Genomic DNA, 19109 nt, shown 5'->3' on the forward strand with positions numbered 1-19109 from the left:
TTCATTCTCCTTCAGGCGGCAGGAAAGCAGGAGCCTTGGACTTTTCGGGAGTCGTCAGGCCCATAACGGGAGTTTTGCGAACTTCGCTGAAGTACATCCAGATCAGGGAGACCCAGACCACGCCGTACATCAGCATGAAACTGGAGGAGCGCACGCCGGTGAGGTCGACCAAGGCACCGAACATGATCGGCAGGATGAAGCCGCCGAGGCCGCCGGCCAGACCGACGATGCCGGAGATGGCACCCATGTTGTCCGGGTAGTCATCGGAGATGTACTTGAACACCGAAGCCTTGCCGAAGGCGAAGGCGATGCCGACGACGAATAGCAGCGCGGTGAAGCTCCAGGCATTGAGACCGATGCTGTAGGTCTGCGGACCATTGACGGTTTGCACAATCAATTCGGTCTGCGGGTAGGACAGCAGGAACAGGCACACCCAGCTCACCCACATCACCCACCAGGTCACGCTCTGCGCGCCCCACTTATCCGACATCCAGCCACCCATGGCGCGCAGCACACCACCCGGCAGCGAGAAGCAGGCGGCCAGCAAGGCGGCGCTCTGCAGGTTGAAGCCGTATTCCTCGACGTAGTACTTGGTCATCCACAGGGCCAGGGCCACATAGCCACCGAAGACAATCGAGTAGTACTGGCAGTAACGCATCACCTTGGGATCTTTCAGGGTGCGCAGCTGATCGGCCAGGGACACGTTGCTGCGCACCCGATGGGCCTTGTTCTCGTAGGTGCAGAACCAGAACAGCAGCGCGGTGATAAACATGATCGCCGAGTAGACCTTGGGCACCATCTGCCAGCTGGCTGCGGCAATGATCGCCGGCGCGACGAACTTGGTCAGCGCGGAGCCGGCGTTACCGGCGCCGAAGACGCCCATGGCAAAACCCTGGTTCTGCTTTTCGAACCACTTGGCGACATAGGCGATACCCACCGAAAACGAGCCGCCGGCGAGGCCAACGAACAGACCGAGGACCAGGAAGTGCCAATACTCGGTGGCCAGACTGATCATGTAGATCGGCAGTACACAAACCAGCATCAGCAGGAAGAACACGATGCGCCCGCCGAACCTGTCGGTGAGCATACCCAGCGGCAACCGCACCAGAGACCCGGTCAGCACCGGCGTGGCAGCCAGCAAGCCAAACTGGGTATCGTTGAGCTGCAGCAACTCCTTGATCGGAACGCCGAGTACGGCGAACATCATCCAGACCATAAAGCAGATAGTGAACGCCAGGGTACTCATTCCCAGAACCAGACCCTGTTGTGTTCTCAAACTAGCCATCGCGACCCCCAATTGGCGAACCATGGATGGCACACTAGATAGGCAAAGGGGCGATTCACTTGACCTAGGTCAATGAATTCAGAGCAGTTTTGCTCTTCCCTGTCACCGCCTACCTCTTAAGGGGTAGGCCTGCTTTATTGATAAAACTCTTTTAAAAACAAATAGTTATAAATTATATAAATCCGTGCCCGCAGCCCTGCAGGCCGGCCAAGTTCTTTAGAGGTAGTCGGTACGATGTTGAGATGGATGCGTAGTTCACTGCCGGTCAGGGCCGGTTTGGCAGTGACCCTGATCGCCATACTGGCCTTGGGCAGCTCGCTCAGTGCCGGGCTGATTGCCTGGTTCAGTGAAGACGATGCGGCGGCGATCAATACCGCAGGTTCCTTGCGCATGGCCACCTACCGCCTGAACTGGCAACTCGAAGCCGGTGCGCCCCCGAAAACTATCACCGCGTTGCGTGACGACCTGCAACTGCGCCTGGACGGCAGCCTGCAGCAACATATCAGCGCCAGCTCGAACGCCCCGCTGCCCAGTGCCTACCGCGATATTCATCGGCTCTGGCAGGAACAGCTGCGCCCGGCGCTGGATCGCGGCGACAAGCTCGCCTTTCAGCAACACAGCGAAGCGTTCATCGAACAGCTGGAACATTTCGTTCTGCTCTTGCAGAAACAGAGCGAACGCCGGCAGGGCTGGCAACAAAGTATCCAGGGCGCGGCGCTGCTGATTACCGTGATCATCCTGCTGGTGGGTATGTACGAACTGCAGCTGAATGTGATCAGCCCGCTGCAAGAGCTAGTGCGCGCCGCCGAGCGTTTTCGCAATGGCGATCATGGCGCGCGGGTCGAGTTCCGTTCGGCTGACGAGCTTGGGCAGATGGCCGAGAGCTTCAATGCCATGGCCGAGACCATCGAGGAGTCGCACCGCACCCTGGAAAGCCGAGTGGCGCAGAAGATCCAGACCCTGGCGCAAACCAATGCGGCCCTGGAACTGCTCTACCAAAGCAGCCGCAGCCTGGCCACCCGCCAGGCCAATGCCGAGCGCCTCGACGAGTTGATCAACCGTTTCCAGCAGCGCCTGCCCGGCCTGCGTCTGACCCTGTGCCTGCAGGACAACATCCAGGCCCCCAGCGAGCAACTGCTGGCCCTGCATGGCAGCGAAACCCGCGAGGTCTGTGCGCGCAGCGAATGCGACACCTGCGAACGCAAGAGCAACCCCAGCCAGGCCACGTTCAGCATCAGCAACCAAGGCAACGACCTGGGCGAACTGAAAGCTTATTACCGTGACGGCCATAAGCCGCAAGCATGGGAAACCGCGCTGATCCAAGCCCTGGCTAACTTGATCGGCACCGCGCTGTCGCTCAAACGCCAGCGCGAACAGGAACACCGCCTGCTGCTGCTCGACGAACGCACCATCATTGCCCGCGAGCTGCATGACTCCCTGGCCCAGGCACTGTCCTACATGAAACTGCAAGTCAGCCGCCTGCAAACCCTGATCCGTCGCGGCGAAAGTGCACAAGCCCTGGAAACCGTCAGCGACGAACTGCGTGACGGGCTGAACAGCGCCTACCGGCAACTGCGCGAACTGCTGACCACCTTCCGCCTACAGATCCAGGACGGCGGACTCGATCAGGAACTCAAGGACACCCTGCAAGAATTTGCCAAACGCGGCGCCTTCAGCACCGAGTTGCAGATCGACCGTCTAGCCTTTCAACTCTCGGCCAGCGAGCAGATCCACCTGTTGCAGATCGCCCGCGAGGCGCTGTCCAATTGCGCTCGCCATGCCCAGGCCAAACACGCCTGGCTGCAGCTGCGCCAGATTGGCGAACAGGTCGTGCTGTTGGTCGAGGACGATGGTTGCGGCCTGGTTGCCGGCTTCGACCCGCGTCAGCACCATGGCCTGACCATCATGCAGGAGCGTGCGCGCAGCCTGCATGGCCAGCTCGATATCGAACCCCGGTTGCCCAAGGGCACCCGCATCCATTTGCAGTTCCGCCCCGAGTTTCTCGGGCATCACGAAGAAGGTAGCGCCGCATGAGCTCGCCGATCCGCCACAGCATCCTGCTTGTCGATGACCACCCGATGATGCGCCGTGGCATGCGCCAGCTGCTCGAACTCGAAGAGGACCTGAAGGTCATCGGCGAGGCCGGGCATGGCGAAGAAGCTCTGCAACTGGTCGAGCAGTTACAGCCCGAGCTGATCCTGCTGGACAACAATATGCCGACCATGAACGGCCTGCAGACCCTAAAACGCCTGCGCGAACTGAATTTTGCCGGCAAAATTCTGATCTTTACCGTGTCCGACTCCGAAGACGACATCCGCGATGCCATGCGCCTGGATGCCGACGGCTACCTGCTCAAGGACATGGAGCCGGAACTACTGATCCAATCGATCCGCGACGCCCTGCAAGGCAGCCTGGTGGTCAGCCCTACCCTCACCCGCATCCTCGCCCAAGCGCTACGCTCGCCCCACACCAGCTCGCAAGTCGACCTCACCGATCGCGAACGCCAGGTGCTGAAAACCATCGCCGCCGGCCACAGCAACAAAGTAATCGGGCACAAGCTCGGCATCACCGAGGGTACGGTTAAAGTTCATGTGAAAAACCTGCTGCATAAGCTTGGGCTGCGTTCGCGGGTTGAAGCGGCGGTTTGGGCAATGGAGCATTTGCGCTAGGGATTACATCGGTGCTTGGAGCATCGTCGTCTTCTCTCTTTACAACGCGGAGGCCTCCCCCCTCCTCTACTGACTTCTGACAATCACGCACCAACCGCCGGTGGAAGCTATGCAATCTTGCCTAGCCAAGACATAGCCGATCCCAAAGCCCACAGCCAAACCCACGTACTCAGCGTCGGGCAGAAAACCGCAAAGCGGTTTCCAGCATGGGCACGCGCGGTCAAAGACCTGCCATCCTTTTGCCACGTTGGCGGTGACTGCTGTGATAAAAACCGATATAACAAACCTCAGTTCAGTCTCGACTCAGGTGAACCTGGCCGAGCAACCGAGGCTTTCCGGACTTGGTGTATAACGCCCTTTTGTGATCACTCATCTACGGCAAGAGCCAGCCTAGAGCGTCTGCCAGAAGGACAAGGAATGTTATCCACCACGCCCGTAAACACGCTATTGCACCATTTGGTGTCTATTTAACGTTAGACAACAGTGCTTTTAAATTGCTTTTTGGTAACGCGTACCCTCGTAACAACGCACGTTTTCTTGCGAGGTTTTCACAGTTTGAAATGTGTATTGGCTGAACGGACGCCCGTTATATTTGTGGCATTTTTCAACACCGCGCTCAGGTCGTTAAATTGCAAACATTGGATTTATCGCGTTTCGTTCGTTGCGTAATTGTTGTTCGTAAGGCCGCACGATTGCTTTCGGGGCTTTCTCGGGTTTAGTCTTGCGGTTGCTGTGCTTACGCCGCTTGCCATTGAGGCACGTTGAAATCGTGGTTTTTCAGTTGCAGTGCAAACATTAAATTTATTGCGTTTCGCCAGGTTCATCGCGTAACGCGTTACAAGCAGGAAAGCGGTGCTTTAAATTATGCGTACATCCGAGCGTCTAACAAATGGTTCAAATCGCTCGCTGCGCTCGCTGGGACGGGCTAAAGCCCGCCCCTTAACCAAACGTTAGCCCACAAGGAAAAATATGAAGTTCGTTCTTAGATCTTTGAATGAAGGAAAATACTGCCTTCTTTTTACACCTGCCTTAATGGCTTTGGTGTGGATTCTTTACTCAGCTGGAATGCTGACTGAAAACACAGAGATTAATCCGTTGCTCGCCAATATTCTTAACTGGCGCTACTCCGAGTCTGGCTTCTCTCTTTTTATAATCTTGAGCTTTGCAATTTCCAGTCTAACCATATTCACAATTCGTACTCAAGAAATACCCAAGCATGAGAAAATCCGCTTGGCTAAAGCCCTAACGCTTACTGCACGCTTTACAAATAATATGTTTCTATTTTGGGCTGGCGTATTCATCGCCTGGTCTTTCGGCTCTCGTGTAATACCATTTATCTCTGCGATAAACACACAAGAATCCATGGCAATTCTTCTTATACCCGTCGCAATTTGGTTTAAATACCAGATAATTAAACTAAAGCATTGGTCGGTAAATGGCTAACAATTGGTTCAAACCGTTCGCTTCGCTCACTGGGACGGGCTAAAGCCCGCCCCTTAACCAAACGTTAGGCTTCAAAGATGGACCTTCGAATATCGCTCGCCACCGTTAATCACGCACCATTTGCCCACAAATTGGCTAAAGCTAATATGCGCCAGTACTACCAGCTTTACGGAATTGAATGGAGCGATGATAGCTTTCTGCGAGAATGGGAAATGCTTGAAAATTATATAATTTACAAATCAGAAGCCGAGGTTGGCTTTATGAGCTTTAGCTCTAGTGGCTCATGCTTATACATTCGGGATATTCATCTTTCTGAAAAAAACCTAGGTAAAGGCATTGGTACTTGGGCAATATCTCAAGCAACTTCAATTGCCGCAAGCCGAGACCTTGTATCAATTCGCTTAAAAGTATTCAAAGATAATCCAGCTAGATCATTGTACGAGCGGCTTGGCTATCTCGTCGTTGGCGCTGAACATAATTTACTTCGAATGGAGTGCCGTGTTGACGCCTAACAACTGGTTCAAATCGTTCGCTTCGCTCTCTGGGACGGGCTAAAGCCCGCCCCTTAACCAAACGTTAGGCAGCCTCCGGAAATTCATCTTGGGTTGGTTTTACTCACAACACCGCGTCGCCAATAAATCGCTTAGTCAGTGGCATTATTAAAGGGAGTTGGTTTGTGCCGAATACCGTAACAATTAACTTACCGCGTCCGGCTTTCGACTGTACGTCGTCTGCCTTTTCTTTCTGCGTTGCGGCGGCTACTGTGTCGGGCAGGCCAGGCCTAACAACTGGTTCAAATCGTTCGCTGCGCTCTCTGGGACGGGCTAAAGCCCGCCCCTTAACCAAACGTTAGGTGCAGTCTCGACATGGAAACCTTAAAAATTGATTAGCAACAAACTCACTGCGCGCGCTTTAAAATACACTATAGTTGGTGCGCTCATACTACCGACAACTGCTATTTATTTTTACGCAATAGCTACATCCTTAATCACACTTTCAATCTGGAAAATTATACCCATTACGCTATTTGGCTACGGCATTTACTGCGCATGGAATATTGCGATTAAATATAACAACTACAAGACATCAAAGCTGCCACGGCATATTGTTTTCGGTCTAGCTCTAGGCGCTATTGAATTTTTATTTCTTCTAGCTTTTATGCTGACTTCCCATGAAGGAAAACCACACAAGGAGCTATGGGAAACACTAATTACAATATATGTTTGCGGAGGCGGCCCAGCGCTACTATCTGCCATAATAATTATCAAACTAAAGTCAAATAAATTCACTTCACAATAGGGAAAGCACCTAACAAGTGGTTCAAACCGTTCGCTCCGCTCACTGGGACGGGCTAAAGCCCGCCCCTTAACCAAACGTTAGGGCACCTGAAATATGGATAAAACTCGGAAGAAACTTAAAAAGCAGAAGAATAGTAAATGCCCGCAATGCAAGATAACTATGGAGCTGTGCATTAAAATGCTAAATGCACATTTCTTGGAAAAACATGGGCGCAAGCCAACACCCGGCGAGCTTCATCAGTTCAGAACATACAAAAAATCTGGCTACCGAACTGGCTATGACAGCCATCCGAGAGAAGTTAGTGGTGGCTTGCCATCACTTGGTCGGAGACAGTAGAGTACGCTCTCAAAATTTATTCTAGTCGACGATAATATGCGCCATATGTTTATTTAAGAGCCAGGCACATGAAATTTAATAAAATTTTTTATTTCTCCACCACAACAAAAATAGATCACCCGCAGAAAAATTCTCATTAGTTTTTGCCCAGAACAGATTATGCTTAGCCTTAAAATATCGAGCTGAACAACTGATCACAGGTAAAGCCCTAACAATTGGTTCAAATCGCTCGCTTCGCTCACTGGGACGGGCTAAAGCCCGCCCCTTAACCAAACGTTAGGTATCTATAGGAATTTATACAATTGAAGAAAATAATACTCACTAGCCTCATAACAACAGTCCTTACTGGATGTACGTGGACTGCAGCAACTGAGGTTGCTCCTGGGCAATATGCAATTACTAGTCACGCCAGCGTTTTCAATTCTCGTGAAGAACTACTGAGAAAAATCAACAGAAAAGCAAACAAGGTATGCAACGGAAAACCATATAGATTAGAAGGTGACATCAATGCAAACATGGTCATCGCCACAAAAACACATATCGGTGACACGCCAACTACTATTCTTGGTCTTACTGCAATTTGTGAAGATGCCCCTGAATAACCTAACAACTGAGAGCCTGCGCGACCCACCCCCAGTTGTGGGCCGTACCGCAGGCCTCCATCACCCACTCGACCGGCTCGGCTTGCTCCTGTATATATCGCTTAAACGCCTCTCGGTTCAGCCGCTTGCGCTGCACCACTTGGCCGGAACGGACACTCTCGGAAACTTGGTAAACGGACTTGACCAGATCAACTGCTATTCGCTTCATCACGACACTCCCAATTTCAGCCATTACCGGTTTCGGTATAGAACTGTGGCGCGGGGAGAGTCCATTACATTCAAACCGCTCGCTTCGCTCACTGGGACGGGCTAAAGCCCGCCCTTAACCAAACGTTAGGTACCATGAAACGAAAAACCACAATCCTTCGACTACTCAATGTCACGCTGACTGTTTTATTTTCATTCAGTTTAGCTGCGGCGCTCACAATTATTCCAAGCATGATCGGCTTTGGCTGGCCCTATTCATCGTCAGCTGGCAGTATCTTGGCTGTCTTTTCATGGACATTTGGCTTAATCGCCTGGGCCATACTAATCGCCATGGGTGTTGCTTGGGCATTTGAAAAGAAACTTCATAAATCAGTTCCAATTACCGGCACAGTAATCGGCACTATATGTGTTTTGCCATGGATACCAGCTGTACTACCCATAATCGTACTGACCCCTGCGTTTGTATTGGCGACCCGGCTAGTTTTCTACCATTTGAACCACCTAAAAGGCAGGCCAATCGGTTAAGCGTCTAATAAAAGTTTCAAACCGTTCGCTTCGCTCACTGGGACGAGCTAAAGCCAGCTCCTTAACCAAACGTTATGAATACTCACAATAACCGCCGAGGTTTCAAAAATGAGATTGCTTACGCTAATATTTTTATCACTATCTACATTTCAAATTTTCGCCACTGAAATAGAGAAGCCACCGCAGTTATGGTCTTGGATTAAAGATCTAAGCAAATCAAAAGAGGCATGTGAAATTCAAAGCTCTTTTATTCTTCAAAAAATTAAACTCTACAATCAAGTCGAAAACGAATACGGCATTTACGGTAACGTAAAAAGCAATCGGGTTGTCGTGAAGTGCATCGGCATATCTGAATCAAGCAGCAAACTTTTCGTGGCCGTAGCTGGCAACAACAAAGACTCTGTTGAGATTGTTAGAAACATTATAGTCAAGTCAATAAACTAAAATGCTCATAAAAACCAGTTAAAACCCTCGCTTCGCTCACTGGGCCGGGCTAAAGCCCACCCTTTAGCCAAACGTTAGTTCTACTTAGCCTAAAAGTAACATTTACAGTGTCACCGGCTGCATTCCCACTCAGGCGCGTGGGAACAAGCAATTTTCGGCGCGCCAGCCTGCATTCACTGCTCGTAGAGAAAGCTGTCGTCGAGCTGATTCGGCCCGCTGACCGTTACGTTCAGGTCGTTGACCAGGCCATCGGTTAGCCCGTAGATCCAGCCATGCACCAGCAACGGCTGGCCCCGTTTCCAGGCGTTCTGCACGATGGTGGTATGGCAGACATTGCGCACCTGGCGCTGTACGTTCAGCTCGCACAGTAAATTGACCTGCTGTTCCGCTTCCAAGCCGCGAAAGCGCTCCAGGTTTTGGTGATACAACGCCTTGAGTGCACGTAGCCAGTTGTCGATCAGCCCCAGCGTTTCATGTCCCAGTGCCGCTCGCACTCCGCCACAGCCATAGTGGCCACAGACAATCACTTGCTTGACCTGCAACACATCCACAGCATATTGCAGCACCGAGAGAAAGTTCATGTCGGTGGCAACCACCATATTGGCTACGTTGCGATGCACAAAAAGCTCACCGGGCATCATCCCGACCACTTCGTTCGCGGGTACGCGACTGTCGGAGCAGCCGATCCAGAGAAACTCTGGTTTCTGCTGGCGCGCTAACCGGGGGAAAAAATCCGGATCACGAGCGCTCACAGACTCGGCCCAGTTACGGTTGTTACTCAACAGCTGTTTCACATCCACAGAGCCGCCCTCTTTGATCAGTGATTGCTGGCACTCACAGCGTCACGCCGCACGCACGCATGCCGGACCATAGCATCTGCGAATACGCCGTTATTGCGCACTGCCTCCTTAGAGGTAGCCCCATGGGGGAATGGGCGTAGTTAAGCGGGGCGCATAGGATGGCAGCTTAGGAGGTGTCCCCATGCTGACCGATTCAGAAAACCTCAAGGCCTTGCGCCAGCACCACCTGTTCAACCGGTTGCCCGAGGTGCTGTTCAACGAAGTCAGCTGCCTGGCTATTCACCGCAAACTGGACAGCAGCGAAGCGTTATTTCACCAGGGCGATATTGCCGATCGCTTCTACCTGCTGCTCAATGGCCAGGTAAAACTCACCCGCGTACTGTTCGAGGGCCAGGAAAAGTTGGTGGAGGTTATTCACCCCGGCCAGAGTTTTGCTGAGGCCCTGCTGTTTACCGGGACAAAACATTACCCCGTAACCTGCAACGCGCTGAAAACCAGCAACTTGATCAGCATTGATGGCACCCACTACCGACGCCTGCTGGAAGAACAGCCGAAGATCTGTCTCGACCTGCTGGCCAACCTGAGTATTCGTCTGCACCAGCGCCTCGACGAAATCGACACCCTCACCGCCGGCAACGCCAGCCGCCGCGTGGTGCGTTTCCTGTGCCAAGAACAAGGCGATGACGGTAACGACCAGATTCAGCTCAGCGTGCCCAAACGCTTGATTGCCTCGCAATTGGGCATCCAACCGGAAACCTTCTCACGCATCCTGCACCGCTTAATCGACGCTGGGCTGATCGCCATGGAACGCCGCAATATCCGCGTACTGGACCGCCCCAACCTGGCCAACTACTACGAGTGAGCACCGTCTTGATGCGGTAGCTCACCAAAGGAGTGCTTATGTCCGCCCCTACCCTGCCCCTGGTTTATTCCTGCTCCGGCTGCTCGAATGTGGCGCAACTGGCCAATACCTTGGCCGTGCGCCTGGACCGGGCCGGGTTGGCGGAAATGTCCTGCATCGCAGGCGTCGGCGGTCGCGTGGCTTCGCTGGTCAACCGGGCCAACAGTGGCCAGCCAATTCTCGCGCTCGACGGCTGCAAGTTAGAGTGTGTACGTGGCTGTCTTGAGCAACATGGGGTCAAGGCCAACGTGCATATCATCCTCAGCAGTCTGGGCTTGAAGAAGCGCTACGGCGAAGACTTCAGCGGCGAAACCGTTGACCTAGTCTATGGCGAAATGGTCGAGTTGATTGCCAGCGACCGGCGTTTGCATAACTTGGCGCAGAATACCCTGGCCTGACGTGGCTTCCGTTCCTCAGGGTTGTCTGCTGCGCCACAGGCTTAACACCGGGCGCATACAGAGGCGCTAACTGGCCTTGGCAGCTGCCTGTTGCGCCAGATCATCACGCAGCACTTCCCCCACTCGGCATAACGAGCGCCACAAACGCGGCGGAAGTCGGTCGGGGTCAAGGCTGTCGATCAGGTTCTTCATCGCCAGGCCCAACTCGGTATCACCCTCGATGACCAGCCGTCGCCGGAAGAACAGGGTATCCGGGTCTTCCTGGCGGCTGGCAAGCAACACGAACTCACGCCAATTACCGCGAATGCATACATCCACAGGGGCCCGCGCAGCCATGCGTAAGCCTTGACGGTTTCGGGTGATGCACCAGCCCAACTGCAGATCACTGACTTCCAGGCGCAGCCAGCGGCCCTGCAGCAAATCGAACGCGCCCTCACTCACGGGGGCGGAAAAAAGGCGGGCTACAGCCGCTTCCAGCACCCAGCGCTGCAGGGTAAAGGGCACATGCTTGGCCAGACCTAACAAAGGATCGGCGCTGCGCAGCGCCCATTGCTGAACACTTAACACAGGCCCGCCTCCTCTACATTGAGCATGCCCGGACGGCCATGCCAGTAACCATTGCAGCCCTGCGCCAGCAGCGGCGGCAGGCCGCCTTGGCGCACCGCGTGGTAATCCGCTACTACCTGCGCCATGCCTTCGGCACGCGGGCTCAAACGCAAACAATCAATGCCGCTGCGCTGCAACGCCGGATAGTCGGCCAGCAGGTTATTGACTCGAGCCGAAAGCGTTTGAATGCCGTTGAGGGTGAATAGCGCCTCACCTTCCTGGCTGAGCAACGGAATACCTTCGGGGTAGCTGATGCAGCAGATCTGACAGTCGTCCTTGGGCCGATTTTCCGCACGGGCGGTAAAGCAGCGTGCCGAGTACGCCAAGGGCAGATGGCCGTAGGCAAACAGCTCCACTTCCGGGCGTGGCCGGCCCAGCCCATCGAGCTGCTCCAGACAGTCGTGCAGCAGCGCCGCCGAACACTCCACCGGCGGCACCCAGCGCTGCAAGCCACAGTCTTGCAACTCGGCCAAGGCCGGAGCGTTGTACAGGTTGAGCGCAGGACCGGCGACAAAAGGCAGGCCTTGCTCATGCAACAGCTGCACGGCGCCCATGTCGTTGGCTTCCACCAACAGCTCGCCGTTGTGGCACAAACGCTTGAGGCTGGACATCTCGGAGGCGGCTTCGATCAACGCCAAACCGGAGATCACCAGTTCGGCCTTGGTGCATTCGCGCAGCTCGCGGGCCAGTCCCAGCCAGTCGTCCAGCGACAAGGCGCGCCGCTTGGAGCACACCGTTTCGCCCAAATAGATGATATCGAGCGGCTGGTTCACCATCTCGGCGTAAAAATCCAGAAGCTTTTCACGGCTCCAATAAAACAACACAGGGCCCAGACTCAGTTTCATAACCGCCTCACTGCCAGGAACGATGGTAGGCGCCCAGGGTGCTCTGGCTGCCTTCCGACAACGTATCGAGCGCACCGCGCCATTGCGGTAATACACTAAAATTCGCAGGCGCCTTGGCGTGGGCATCCAGCGCAGCGCGCCATACGCGGGTGACTTGTTCGACATACGCAGGGCTGCGCTGACGGCCTTCAATTTTCACAGCGGCAATGCCGATTTGCGCCAGTTGCGGAATCAGGTCCAGGGTATTCAGGCTGGTCGGTTCTTCCAGGGCGTGGAAACGCTGGCCGTTGACCATAAAGCGGCCTTTGCACAGGGTCGGGTAACCCGCCGGCTCCCCAGGGCTGTAACGGTCGATCAGCACACCGCCGAGGCGCGAACTGAGGCCATCGGCATCCTCTTGCCAACGCACTGCTTTGGCCGGCGAACACACGCCGCATAGGTTGGGCGATTCACCCGTGACGTAGGACGACAAATGGCAACGCCCCTCGGCCATGATGCACAGGCTGCCGAAGGCGAAAACCTCCAGCGGCACCGTGCTTTTTTCCGCCAGCTGGCGCACCTGCGCCAACGACAGCACACGCGGCAATACCGCACGGCGGATGTTGTAACGCTGTTGGTAGAAGCTCAGCGCGGCAGCATTCGTGGCTGACCCTTGCACGGACAAGTGCAAATTGAGATCGGGATAACGCCGGCTGGCGTAGGCCAGCACACCTGGGTCGGCCGCAATCAGTGCATCCACCCCCAAATCAGCGGCTTGATCCACGGCCCGCTGCCAGCGCGTCCAACCTTGCGGCTGAGCATAGGTATTGACCGCTACATAAAGCTGCTTGCCACGCTGACGAATCAGTTGCAGGCCGCCATCGAGCTGCTTGTCATCAAGGTTAAGGCCGGCAAAATGACGGGCATTGGTGTCATCCCGAAAGCCTACATAAATCGCGTCCGCACCTTGCTGCAAGGCCGCCTTGAGGGCGGGCAAACTGCCCGCCGGACATACCAGATGCATGCTGAATCCCTCTGTCTAAAAGCGTGACGACACTCTAGGGTGCGCGCCAGGATTCACCCTTGACGCTGGTCAAGCCGGGTCAGTGCAACAAGCTGTCAAAGAGCAGAAAGTCGATCAGCTCACCGTCCACTAAGGTGCGCTGACACTCGACAATCGCCAGGCCATCAGCCCAGCAAGCGGCGGTGAGCATTGCCGAACCTTGTTTGGCATGCGGCACCGCGCACAGCTGCCCAGCGGACAGCTGCAAACGCGCACGCAAGTACTGGCGGCGGCTATTGGCCTTGCTCCAGGTAAAACCGGCCGCAATACGCAGCGGCTGCGGCATAACCTCGCGACAACCTTGAGCCCGCAGCAGATAAGGCCGCGCCACCACCAGGGCGGTAATCAGCGCCGCCGCTGGGTTGCCCGGCAAACCAATCCAGGGAGTGCCGCAGACATGGCCGAACGCCAACGGCTTGCCCGGCTGGATCGCCAACCGCCACAGCTGCAACTCGCCTAATTCACTTACGGCGTGCTTGAGGTGATCCTCCTCGCCCACCGACACCCCACCGGTGCTGATCAACACATCGCAGTGCGCGGCAGCCAAACGTAACGCAGCGCAGCTGGCAGCCAGCTCGTCAATCAACAGCACACTGTCGTCCACCTCACAGCCCAGGCCACGCAAAATGGCCGCGATGCTGTAGCGGTTGGCATTGTAGATTTGCCCGGCCTGTAGGGCTTCGCCCGGTTCGCGCAACTCATTGCCACTGCTTAACAAGCCCACGCGCAAGCGCCGATACACCTGCACTTCAGCCACGCCCAGGCTGGCCAACAGCCCCAGCTCTTGCGGGCGCAAGCGCTGCCCAGCCTCCAGCACGCAGCTGTCTAGAGCAAATTCCTCGCCGCAACGGCGTACATGGCTGCCCAGCTTGGTCGCGGGCAACCGCACAGCAGCGCCCTCCTCCTCAGCCTGCTCCTGCGCCACCACACTGTCGGCGCCGGGCGGTAGCGGTGCACCGGTGAAAATCCGCACCGCATGCCCCGCGGGTAGCGCGTGCAAGGCGCTGTCACCCGCAGCAATGCGCCCGGCCAGGGGTAGCCAGGCACCTTCAGCAGGCACATCAGCAGCGCGCAGGGCGTAACCGTCCATGGCGCTGTTGTCCCATGCAGGCATTGGCCCAGGCGCTCGCACATCCTCGGCGAGCACCCTGCCAACGGCCTCACTTAGCGCGACGCGCTCGCTGGGCAGCGCGGCAGGCACGCGGGTCAGTAGCTCAGCGATGGCCTGATCAACGGGGCGCAAGCTCTGGCCATGCGCATCACAACCGCAGGCACTCATGTGCGGCTACCGCAGGTACTGACCGGTTGTTGCGGCAACTGTTTGAGGTGCGGAACAAAATTGCACGGCCGCGTACGGCTATCCAATTGCTCAAGCAGAATCTTGTTCCAAGCGGTGCGACATGCGCCCGGCGATCCCGGCACGCAGCACACCAGCGTGCCATTGCTGATACCTGCCAGCGCACGAGACTGCACGGTGGAGGTGCCGATTTCCGCCAGCGATACGTGGCGGAACAACTCGCCAAAACCGTCCACCGATTTATCTAGCAAGGGCATCACCGCCTGCGGGGTATTGTCGCGCGCAGTGAAACCAGTACCGCCAGTGATCAACACCGCTTGCACCAATGGGTCGGCAATCCAGGCGCAAAGGCGCGCACGAATCTGCCAAATGTCATCCGGCACAATGGCGCGCTCGAATAAGGCGTGACCGGCCGCCTCCAGGCCTTCGATCAGCGTCTGGCCGGAGGTGTCGGTAGCCAAGGTGCGGGTGTCACTGACCGTGAGCACTGCAATACGCAATGAGTGGAATACGTCGCTGGATAAATGGGCCATGCTGCAATTCTCCAAAAGTCCTTAGGCGTAAGCCTGCGCCGAGCGCGCGACCTCGCCCATTCCTCGTTGGAGGTATCCCCCATGGGCAATCTAGGCGGACTTGATCGAGATCAAGGCTCAACCCCGGCAGGGGCCTAACCTGAGTGCATATGTCGGCCTAAAGGGGCTGCCCTGTGAGCAAGATATTCCCCCTGCAACCCAAACACCCAGAACGTATCTGCTGGGGCTGCGACCGCTACTGCGCGAAAGATGATTTGGCCTGCGGTAACGGCTCAGAGCGCACCATGCACCCCATGGAAATGTTCGGGGATGACTGGCACCTGATCGGCGAATGGGGCATTGAGCCACCGGCCAACAGCGTAATACCTAGCAGGCCGTTGAAAACGTAGGTAGTTTTTCAACGGCCTGCTAAGGCTGATCAGAAAAACCTTAACCCGCCATTAGGTTTCCCCACGCCAACACTGCGCGGCGTGCTGATCGCTGGCGCGCGCCGCAACCCAGTGCTGCGTAAGGCCGTCGTGCTCTTTCTTCCAAAACGGGGCGCGGGTTTTCAGATAGTCCATGATAAAAGCACAGGCCTCGAACGCCGCTTGCCGGTGCGCACTGCTGACCCCAACAAACACGATTGGCGCACTGGGTGATAACAGCCCTACGCGATGCACAATTTCCACCGCAAACAACGGCCAGCGTGCGCGGGCCTCAGCCTCGATTGCGGCGAGGGCTTTTTCGGTCATGCACGGATAATGTTCTAGAAACAGCCCATGCACCGCATGCGCTTCGTTGTAATCACGTACATAACCGACAAAGCTGACCACGGCCCCCACACCTTGATGACGACCATGCAAGGCGTTGAGCAACTCACCACCGTCGAACAGTTCGCCGCATACCACGACACTCATTTCAACCACCGGTCACAGGCGGAAAGAAGGCCACCTCGTCGCCGTCACTCAGCGCCTCGTTGAGGCTGCACAGCTCTTGATTGCGCGCGCACATCAGATTTGTAGCCGCCAGCTCGACCCAACAACCGCCTCGCACAACCAACAGTTCGCGCAGCGCACCAATGGTCGTCAATGCGGGCTGCCAAGCCAATTGTTCGTGTTCTAAACCTAATTGTTCGCGGTAGCGAGCAAAGTAATGAATGGTGAGCATGAGTGACTTCCTTAACCGTTAGGGAGCCAGGCGTTCGCGGCTCCAGCCCGAAACCTGCTTTGAAAAATTGATACGGTCATGCAGGCGGTCGGGGCGACCTTGCCAGAACTCGATCCGTTGCATCGATAGGCGATAACCACCCCAGTCCTGGGGGCGCTCTGGTACGGCTTGCGCGTGTTGTTGCTGAACCTCATGCATGCGTAACTCCAGCTCATCACGACTGGCCACAGGCTGACTCTGCGCACTGGCCATACAGGCTAAACGGCTGAGCAATGGCCGGCTGTGAAAATAACGATCCGATTCATCGGCCGTGACTTTTTCAATCACACCTTCCACACGCACTTGACGCTCTAATCCTGGCCAGTGAAAGGTCGCGGCGGCATAGGGGTTCAGCACGAAGTCTGCGCCTTTGGCACTGCCGTAGTGGCTGTAAAAGACCAGCCCATCGGCCTCCAGTGCTTTTAGTAGAACCACGCGAGCATGTGGTCGGTTATGCCCGTCGACGCTGGCTAAAAACATCGCATTGGCCTCAACAGGAGCTACTTCACACTCAATAGCCTGCTGCAACCAAGCTTGTAAAAGGCTGACGGGGTCGTCGCCTAATTGACTTTCCAAAAGCGCATCACACCGGTATTGGCGACGCATGTTGTGCAGATGTTCATTCATGACAATGGCTCCAGATTAACGGTGAGCCCATGTCAACAGTTCGCCGCAGGCGCACCTTGATCAAACTCAATGTGCAGAAAAATCTCCGGAGGCACCGCCACTTTTTTCAAGTAGACGCACGACCTCTATCTGCATGCCCCGATCCACTGCTTTGCACATGTCATAAATGGTCAGCGCGGCGATGCTGGCGGCGGTCAGTGCTTCCATTTCCACCCCGGTCTGGCCGGTCAATTTGCAGCGCGCTTGAATGCGCACACAGTCATCGCCCTCAGCCTGCAACTCGACGTTGACACTGCTCAGCATCAGCGAATGGCATAACGGGATCAGGTCGGCGGTTTTCTTAGCCGCCTGGATGCCGGCAATCCGCGCCACGGCAAACACATCGCCTTTGGGGTGGCCGCCGGCGACGATCATTTGCAAGGTGCTCGGCAGCATGCGCACACGGGCTTCAGCCAAGGCTTCACGGGTGGTGGCCTGCTTGTCCGAGACGTCGACCATATTGGCGCGGCCCTGAGCATCAAGGTGAGTCAGCATTGTGGTTCCTCATAGGTCAGTTCAGATTGAGACGACGCGCCAGTATCTGCGCCAGACGAGGGTGACGTGCAAGGCTAAAGCTTCGCCCAAGCACCTCCTGGAGCAACCCCGCCACCGCCTGCGGGCGCAGGCCTTCGCCGTCTAAATGCATCAGCACTAAGGCGCTGCAGGTGACTTCTGCACGCAGACAAGTGACCAAACGCCGCATGCGAATGGGCGGCGGTGACTTCCTGGCCGGTCAGGTCGGCCAACAGGCCACTCTGCAGCGAGGTCAAATTTACCATTCCTGGTACCCGGCGCCTTGGAGATGCCGAGTAGATTAAACCTCTGCTACCTGCAAACCTTTGATTTGCATCAAGCCTGATCTCGGCATGAGAGTTGCAATAGCACGCTCAGCACTTAACCTGCTGTTCCAACGGGCACTCAACGAGGAAGGCCTAAATAGCTAGATAGGCCGATTTTTTGCGACTCAACGATCGCGCGGTTTGGCTATTGCGGTTTAAGAAGCCAGCAGCGCGCATTGGAAATCTCACAATGCACTAAGCTGTATACCGAAGAGGTGTAAAAAACAGAACGATCACGCTCATAACCGTGCGGCGTCAGTTTACAAAGACAATCCGCACCCTGGGAGGTAAGTGACATGAACAAGCTTCAAGATGCTTTGAATGACCCCGGAAGCACACCGCTGTGGATAGCTTTCTGGCTTTACGGCGTGGCCGTCAGCCATGTGCTGTTTGGCTCAATAATGCTGGTCTTCAACCAACTGAGCACGCCGCAGCTTGGCTTATTGTTACTGGGGTTTGTCGCTTACAGCGCCTGGGTTTTGAATGCCGTTTGGCGCAATGCCGATAATGTCGGGAAACCTATCTATGGGCAGATTGCCCGCTTTCTCACGGTGGCCTGGTCAATCAACGCGGTACTGATTTCGGGGTTCCTGTTTTTCAGCCATTTGAACGCAGTCATCAGCCCGTTTCCCGCGTTTTTTTAAGCAACTGCTCGTAGGTGTTTACACCATACTGACACCAAAGCCCGCTGACTGCGGGCCTTGTGTATTCTGGTGAGCGTGATGTGCCTACCTGATAGTCACCAGGTGAGGATGACCATCGCTTTGGCCAGGAAAATGATCAGTATCATCTGCGCAAGTACGCTCAGGTGAATCAAGCGTGAACGCGCCGGATTCATCCGCCCAGTGCGCATCAGCCAAACCACCGCCAAAAAATGCCCGAGAATGCTCAATGCCAGGCAGATTTTCAGGGTAAGCAAGATAGCAAAACTGCTGGCAAACGGATCAACAAGCACGGCGCGAAAATTCCAGGCCAAGGCCAGCCCGGCGCCATACAGCGCCAGAATCACCCAGTGCATCACGCCACGCGCACGCTGCCCAAGGGCCTTGGATAATTGCTCGCGGGGCTCGGCCGGTAATTGACGCGCGGCCCGACTGAGGATCATCACCTCAAAGAACACCCCGCCTATAAAGAACGCAGCCGCGCACAGGTGCACGAATTTGAGCAGTAGATACATCAACCCC

The 19109-nt window shown here is 55.6% G+C and carries 22 protein-coding genes and 1 pseudogene; 10 read left to right on the plus strand and 13 right to left on the minus strand.

All coding sequences use genetic code 11. The features are described from left to right. Position 1 precedes the first annotated feature (1 nt). A complete protein-coding gene (locus AC0T4W_RS10870; protein WP_476319004.1) occupies positions 2-1285 on the minus strand; it encodes an MFS transporter in 1284 nt (427 codons plus the stop codon). Positions 1286-1519: 234 nt separating this feature from the next. Here AC0T4W_RS10870 and AC0T4W_RS10875 point away from each other — a divergent pair, with 234 nt between their 5' ends. The 5 genes from AC0T4W_RS10875 (at position 1520) to AC0T4W_RS10895 (ending at position 7634) form a co-directional block, all read left to right on the plus strand. Then, the gene (locus tag AC0T4W_RS10875; protein WP_476319005.1) at positions 1520-3319 is read left to right on the plus strand and encodes a HAMP domain-containing protein; all 1800 of its coding nucleotides are present in this window, start codon (positions 1520-1522) and stop codon (positions 3317-3319) included. Further along, positions 3316-3954 carry a two-component system response regulator NarL gene (narL, locus tag AC0T4W_RS10880; RefSeq protein ID WP_476319006.1) on the plus strand — a complete coding sequence of 213 codons (639 nt, stop codon included), beginning with the start codon at positions 3316-3318 and terminating at the stop codon, positions 3952-3954. The genes AC0T4W_RS10875 and narL overlap by 4 nt, the downstream gene beginning before the upstream one ends. 969 nt (positions 3955-4923) lie before the next feature. Continuing rightward, positions 4924-5397, plus strand: coding sequence for a hypothetical protein (locus AC0T4W_RS10885; protein WP_476319007.1), 474 nt, complete (start codon positions 4924-4926; stop codon positions 5395-5397). A gap of 77 nt (positions 5398-5474) precedes the next feature. After that, complete coding sequence (locus AC0T4W_RS10890) at positions 5475-5909, plus strand: GNAT family N-acetyltransferase (RefSeq protein ID WP_476319008.1); 435 nt, start codon at positions 5475-5477, stop codon at positions 5907-5909. Between the two features lie 1425 nt (positions 5910-7334). Next, on the plus strand, positions 7335-7634 hold the full coding sequence (locus tag AC0T4W_RS10895) for a lipoprotein (protein WP_476319009.1): 300 nt from the start codon (positions 7335-7337) through the stop codon (positions 7632-7634). Positions 7635-7644: 10 nt separating this feature from the next. On the opposite strand, the pseudogene AC0T4W_RS10900 reads toward AC0T4W_RS10895, so the two are convergent. After that, positions 7645-7842 (minus strand): annotated as a pseudogene (locus tag AC0T4W_RS10900) (IS110 family transposase); the annotation flags it as partial. A 134-nt stretch (positions 7843-7976) separates the two neighbouring features. On the opposite strand from AC0T4W_RS10900, the gene AC0T4W_RS10905 reads away from it, so the two are divergent. After that, the gene (locus tag AC0T4W_RS10905) at positions 7977-8366 is read left to right on the plus strand and encodes a hypothetical protein (protein WP_476319010.1); all 390 of its coding nucleotides are present in this window, start codon (positions 7977-7979) and stop codon (positions 8364-8366) included. 617 nt (positions 8367-8983) lie between these two features. On the opposite strand, the gene can is transcribed toward AC0T4W_RS10905, so the two are convergent. After that, the gene (can, locus tag AC0T4W_RS10910; RefSeq protein WP_476319011.1) at positions 8984-9610 is read right to left on the minus strand and encodes a carbonate dehydratase; all 627 of its coding nucleotides are present in this window, start codon (positions 9608-9610) and stop codon (positions 8984-8986) included. 181 nt (positions 9611-9791) lie between these two features. Here can and AC0T4W_RS10915 point away from each other — a divergent pair, with 181 nt between their 5' ends. Together AC0T4W_RS10915 and AC0T4W_RS10920 are read left to right on the plus strand one after the other, a co-directional pair. Beyond that, positions 9792-10472, plus strand: coding sequence for a Crp/Fnr family transcriptional regulator (locus AC0T4W_RS10915; protein ID WP_476319013.1), 681 nt, complete (start codon positions 9792-9794; stop codon positions 10470-10472). Positions 10473-10510: 38 nt separating this feature from the next. Next, positions 10511-10909 carry a putative zinc-binding protein gene (locus AC0T4W_RS10920; protein ID WP_476319014.1) on the plus strand — a complete coding sequence of 133 codons (399 nt, stop codon included), beginning with the start codon at positions 10511-10513 and terminating at the stop codon, positions 10907-10909. Positions 10910-10975: 66 nt separating this feature from the next. Here the strand turns inward: AC0T4W_RS10920 and ubiT are convergent, their stop codons facing one another. The 5 genes from ubiT to moaB all read right to left on the minus strand — a co-directional run bounded on the left by ubiT (position 10976) and on the right by moaB (position 15232). Further along, complete coding sequence (ubiT, locus tag AC0T4W_RS10925; RefSeq protein ID WP_476319015.1) at positions 10976-11476, minus strand: ubiquinone anaerobic biosynthesis accessory factor UbiT; 501 nt, start codon at positions 11474-11476, stop codon at positions 10976-10978. Next, on the minus strand, positions 11470-12360 hold the full coding sequence (locus AC0T4W_RS10930) for a U32 family peptidase (protein ID WP_476319016.1): 891 nt from the start codon (positions 12358-12360) through the stop codon (positions 11470-11472). The genes ubiT and AC0T4W_RS10930 overlap by 7 nt, the downstream gene beginning before the upstream one ends. A 7-nt stretch (positions 12361-12367) precedes the next feature. After that, a complete protein-coding gene (gene ubiU, locus AC0T4W_RS10935) occupies positions 12368-13363 on the minus strand; it encodes a ubiquinone anaerobic biosynthesis protein UbiU (RefSeq protein WP_476319017.1) in 996 nt (331 codons plus the stop codon). A 79-nt stretch (positions 13364-13442) separates the two neighbouring features. Further along, entirely contained in the window at positions 13443-14681 is a 1239-nt protein-coding gene (locus AC0T4W_RS10940; RefSeq protein ID WP_476319018.1) for a molybdopterin molybdotransferase MoeA, read from the minus strand. Beyond that, positions 14678-15232, minus strand: coding sequence for a molybdenum cofactor biosynthesis protein B (gene moaB, locus AC0T4W_RS10945; protein ID WP_476319020.1), 555 nt, complete (start codon positions 15230-15232; stop codon positions 14678-14680). Before moaB ends, AC0T4W_RS10940 begins: the two co-directional genes overlap by 4 nt. A gap of 173 nt (positions 15233-15405) precedes the next feature. Here moaB and AC0T4W_RS10950 point away from each other — a divergent pair, with 173 nt between their 5' ends. Beyond that, positions 15406-15621: a DUF3079 domain-containing protein gene (locus AC0T4W_RS10950; RefSeq protein WP_476319022.1), complete on the plus strand. Its 216-nt coding sequence runs from the start codon at positions 15406-15408 to the stop codon at positions 15619-15621. 51 nt (positions 15622-15672) lie between these two features. On the opposite strand, the gene AC0T4W_RS10955 is transcribed toward AC0T4W_RS10950, so the two are convergent. From AC0T4W_RS10955 to moaC, 4 genes are all read right to left on the minus strand, one after another. Further along, positions 15673-16131 (minus strand): molybdenum cofactor biosynthesis protein MoaE, encoded by a 459-nt coding sequence (locus AC0T4W_RS10955; protein ID WP_476319024.1) that lies wholly within the window; start codon positions 16129-16131, stop codon positions 15673-15675. 1 nt (position 16132) lies between these two features. After that, a complete protein-coding gene (moaD, locus tag AC0T4W_RS10960) occupies positions 16133-16381 on the minus strand; it encodes a molybdopterin converting factor subunit 1 (RefSeq protein ID WP_476319026.1) in 249 nt (82 codons plus the stop codon). Positions 16382-16399: 18 nt separating this feature from the next. Beyond that, a complete protein-coding gene (gene pdxH, locus AC0T4W_RS10965) occupies positions 16400-17047 on the minus strand; it encodes a pyridoxamine 5'-phosphate oxidase (protein WP_476319027.1) in 648 nt (215 codons plus the stop codon). Positions 17048-17113: 66 nt separating this feature from the next. Further along, positions 17114-17581: a cyclic pyranopterin monophosphate synthase MoaC gene (moaC, locus tag AC0T4W_RS10970; protein ID WP_476319028.1), complete on the minus strand. Its 468-nt coding sequence runs from the start codon at positions 17579-17581 to the stop codon at positions 17114-17116. A 640-nt stretch (positions 17582-18221) separates the two neighbouring features. Between moaC and AC0T4W_RS10975 the strand changes: the two genes are divergently transcribed. Then, complete coding sequence (locus tag AC0T4W_RS10975) at positions 18222-18569, plus strand: hypothetical protein (RefSeq protein ID WP_476319029.1); 348 nt, start codon at positions 18222-18224, stop codon at positions 18567-18569. 95 nt (positions 18570-18664) lie between these two features. Here the strand turns inward: AC0T4W_RS10975 and AC0T4W_RS10980 are convergent, their stop codons facing one another. Continuing rightward, positions 18665-19105, minus strand: coding sequence for a CopD family copper resistance protein (locus tag AC0T4W_RS10980; protein ID WP_476319030.1), 441 nt, complete (start codon positions 19103-19105; stop codon positions 18665-18667). Between the last annotated feature and the right edge of the window lie 4 nt (positions 19106-19109).

Source organism: Pseudomonas sp. C7.1 (genome assembly GCF_056312395.1).

Coding starts and splice junctions, on each gene's coding strand:
- AC0T4W_RS10955 (WP_476319024.1), bottom strand. CDS start 16,131: ATGAGTGTCGTGGTATGCGGCGAACTGTTCGACGGTGGTGAGTTGCTC.
- AC0T4W_RS10975 (WP_476319029.1), top strand. CDS start 18,222: ATGAACAAGCTTCAAGATGCTTTGAATGACCCCGGAAGCACACCGCTG.
- pdxH (WP_476319027.1), bottom strand. CDS start 17,047: ATGAATGAACATCTGCACAACATGCGTCGCCAATACCGGTGTGATGCG.
- narL (WP_476319006.1), top strand. CDS start 3,316: ATGAGCTCGCCGATCCGCCACAGCATCCTGCTTGTCGATGACCACCCG.
- AC0T4W_RS10940 (WP_476319018.1), bottom strand. CDS start 14,681: ATGAGTGCCTGCGGTTGTGATGCGCATGGCCAGAGCTTGCGCCCCGTT.
- AC0T4W_RS10920 (WP_476319014.1), top strand. CDS start 10,511: ATGTCCGCCCCTACCCTGCCCCTGGTTTATTCCTGCTCCGGCTGCTCG.
- AC0T4W_RS10915 (WP_476319013.1), top strand. CDS start 9,792: ATGCTGACCGATTCAGAAAACCTCAAGGCCTTGCGCCAGCACCACCTG.
- moaB (WP_476319020.1), bottom strand. CDS start 15,232: ATGGCCCATTTATCCAGCGACGTATTCCACTCATTGCGTATTGCAGTG.
- ubiU (WP_476319017.1), bottom strand. CDS start 13,363: ATGCATCTGGTATGTCCGGCGGGCAGTTTGCCCGCCCTCAAGGCGGCC.
- moaD (WP_476319026.1), bottom strand. CDS start 16,381: ATGCTCACCATTCATTACTTTGCTCGCTACCGCGAACAATTAGGTTTA.
- AC0T4W_RS10890 (WP_476319008.1), top strand. CDS start 5,475: ATGGACCTTCGAATATCGCTCGCCACCGTTAATCACGCACCATTTGCC.
- AC0T4W_RS10905 (WP_476319010.1), top strand. CDS start 7,977: ATGAAACGAAAAACCACAATCCTTCGACTACTCAATGTCACGCTGACT.
- AC0T4W_RS10870 (WP_476319004.1), bottom strand. CDS start 1,285: ATGGCTAGTTTGAGAACACAACAGGGTCTGGTTCTGGGAATGAGTACC.
- AC0T4W_RS10885 (WP_476319007.1), top strand. CDS start 4,924: ATGAAGTTCGTTCTTAGATCTTTGAATGAAGGAAAATACTGCCTTCTT.
- AC0T4W_RS10875 (WP_476319005.1), top strand. CDS start 1,520: ATGTTGAGATGGATGCGTAGTTCACTGCCGGTCAGGGCCGGTTTGGCA.
- AC0T4W_RS10930 (WP_476319016.1), bottom strand. CDS start 12,360: ATGAAACTGAGTCTGGGCCCTGTGTTGTTTTATTGGAGCCGTGAAAAG.
- moaC (WP_476319028.1), bottom strand. CDS start 17,581: ATGCTGACTCACCTTGATGCTCAGGGCCGCGCCAATATGGTCGACGTC.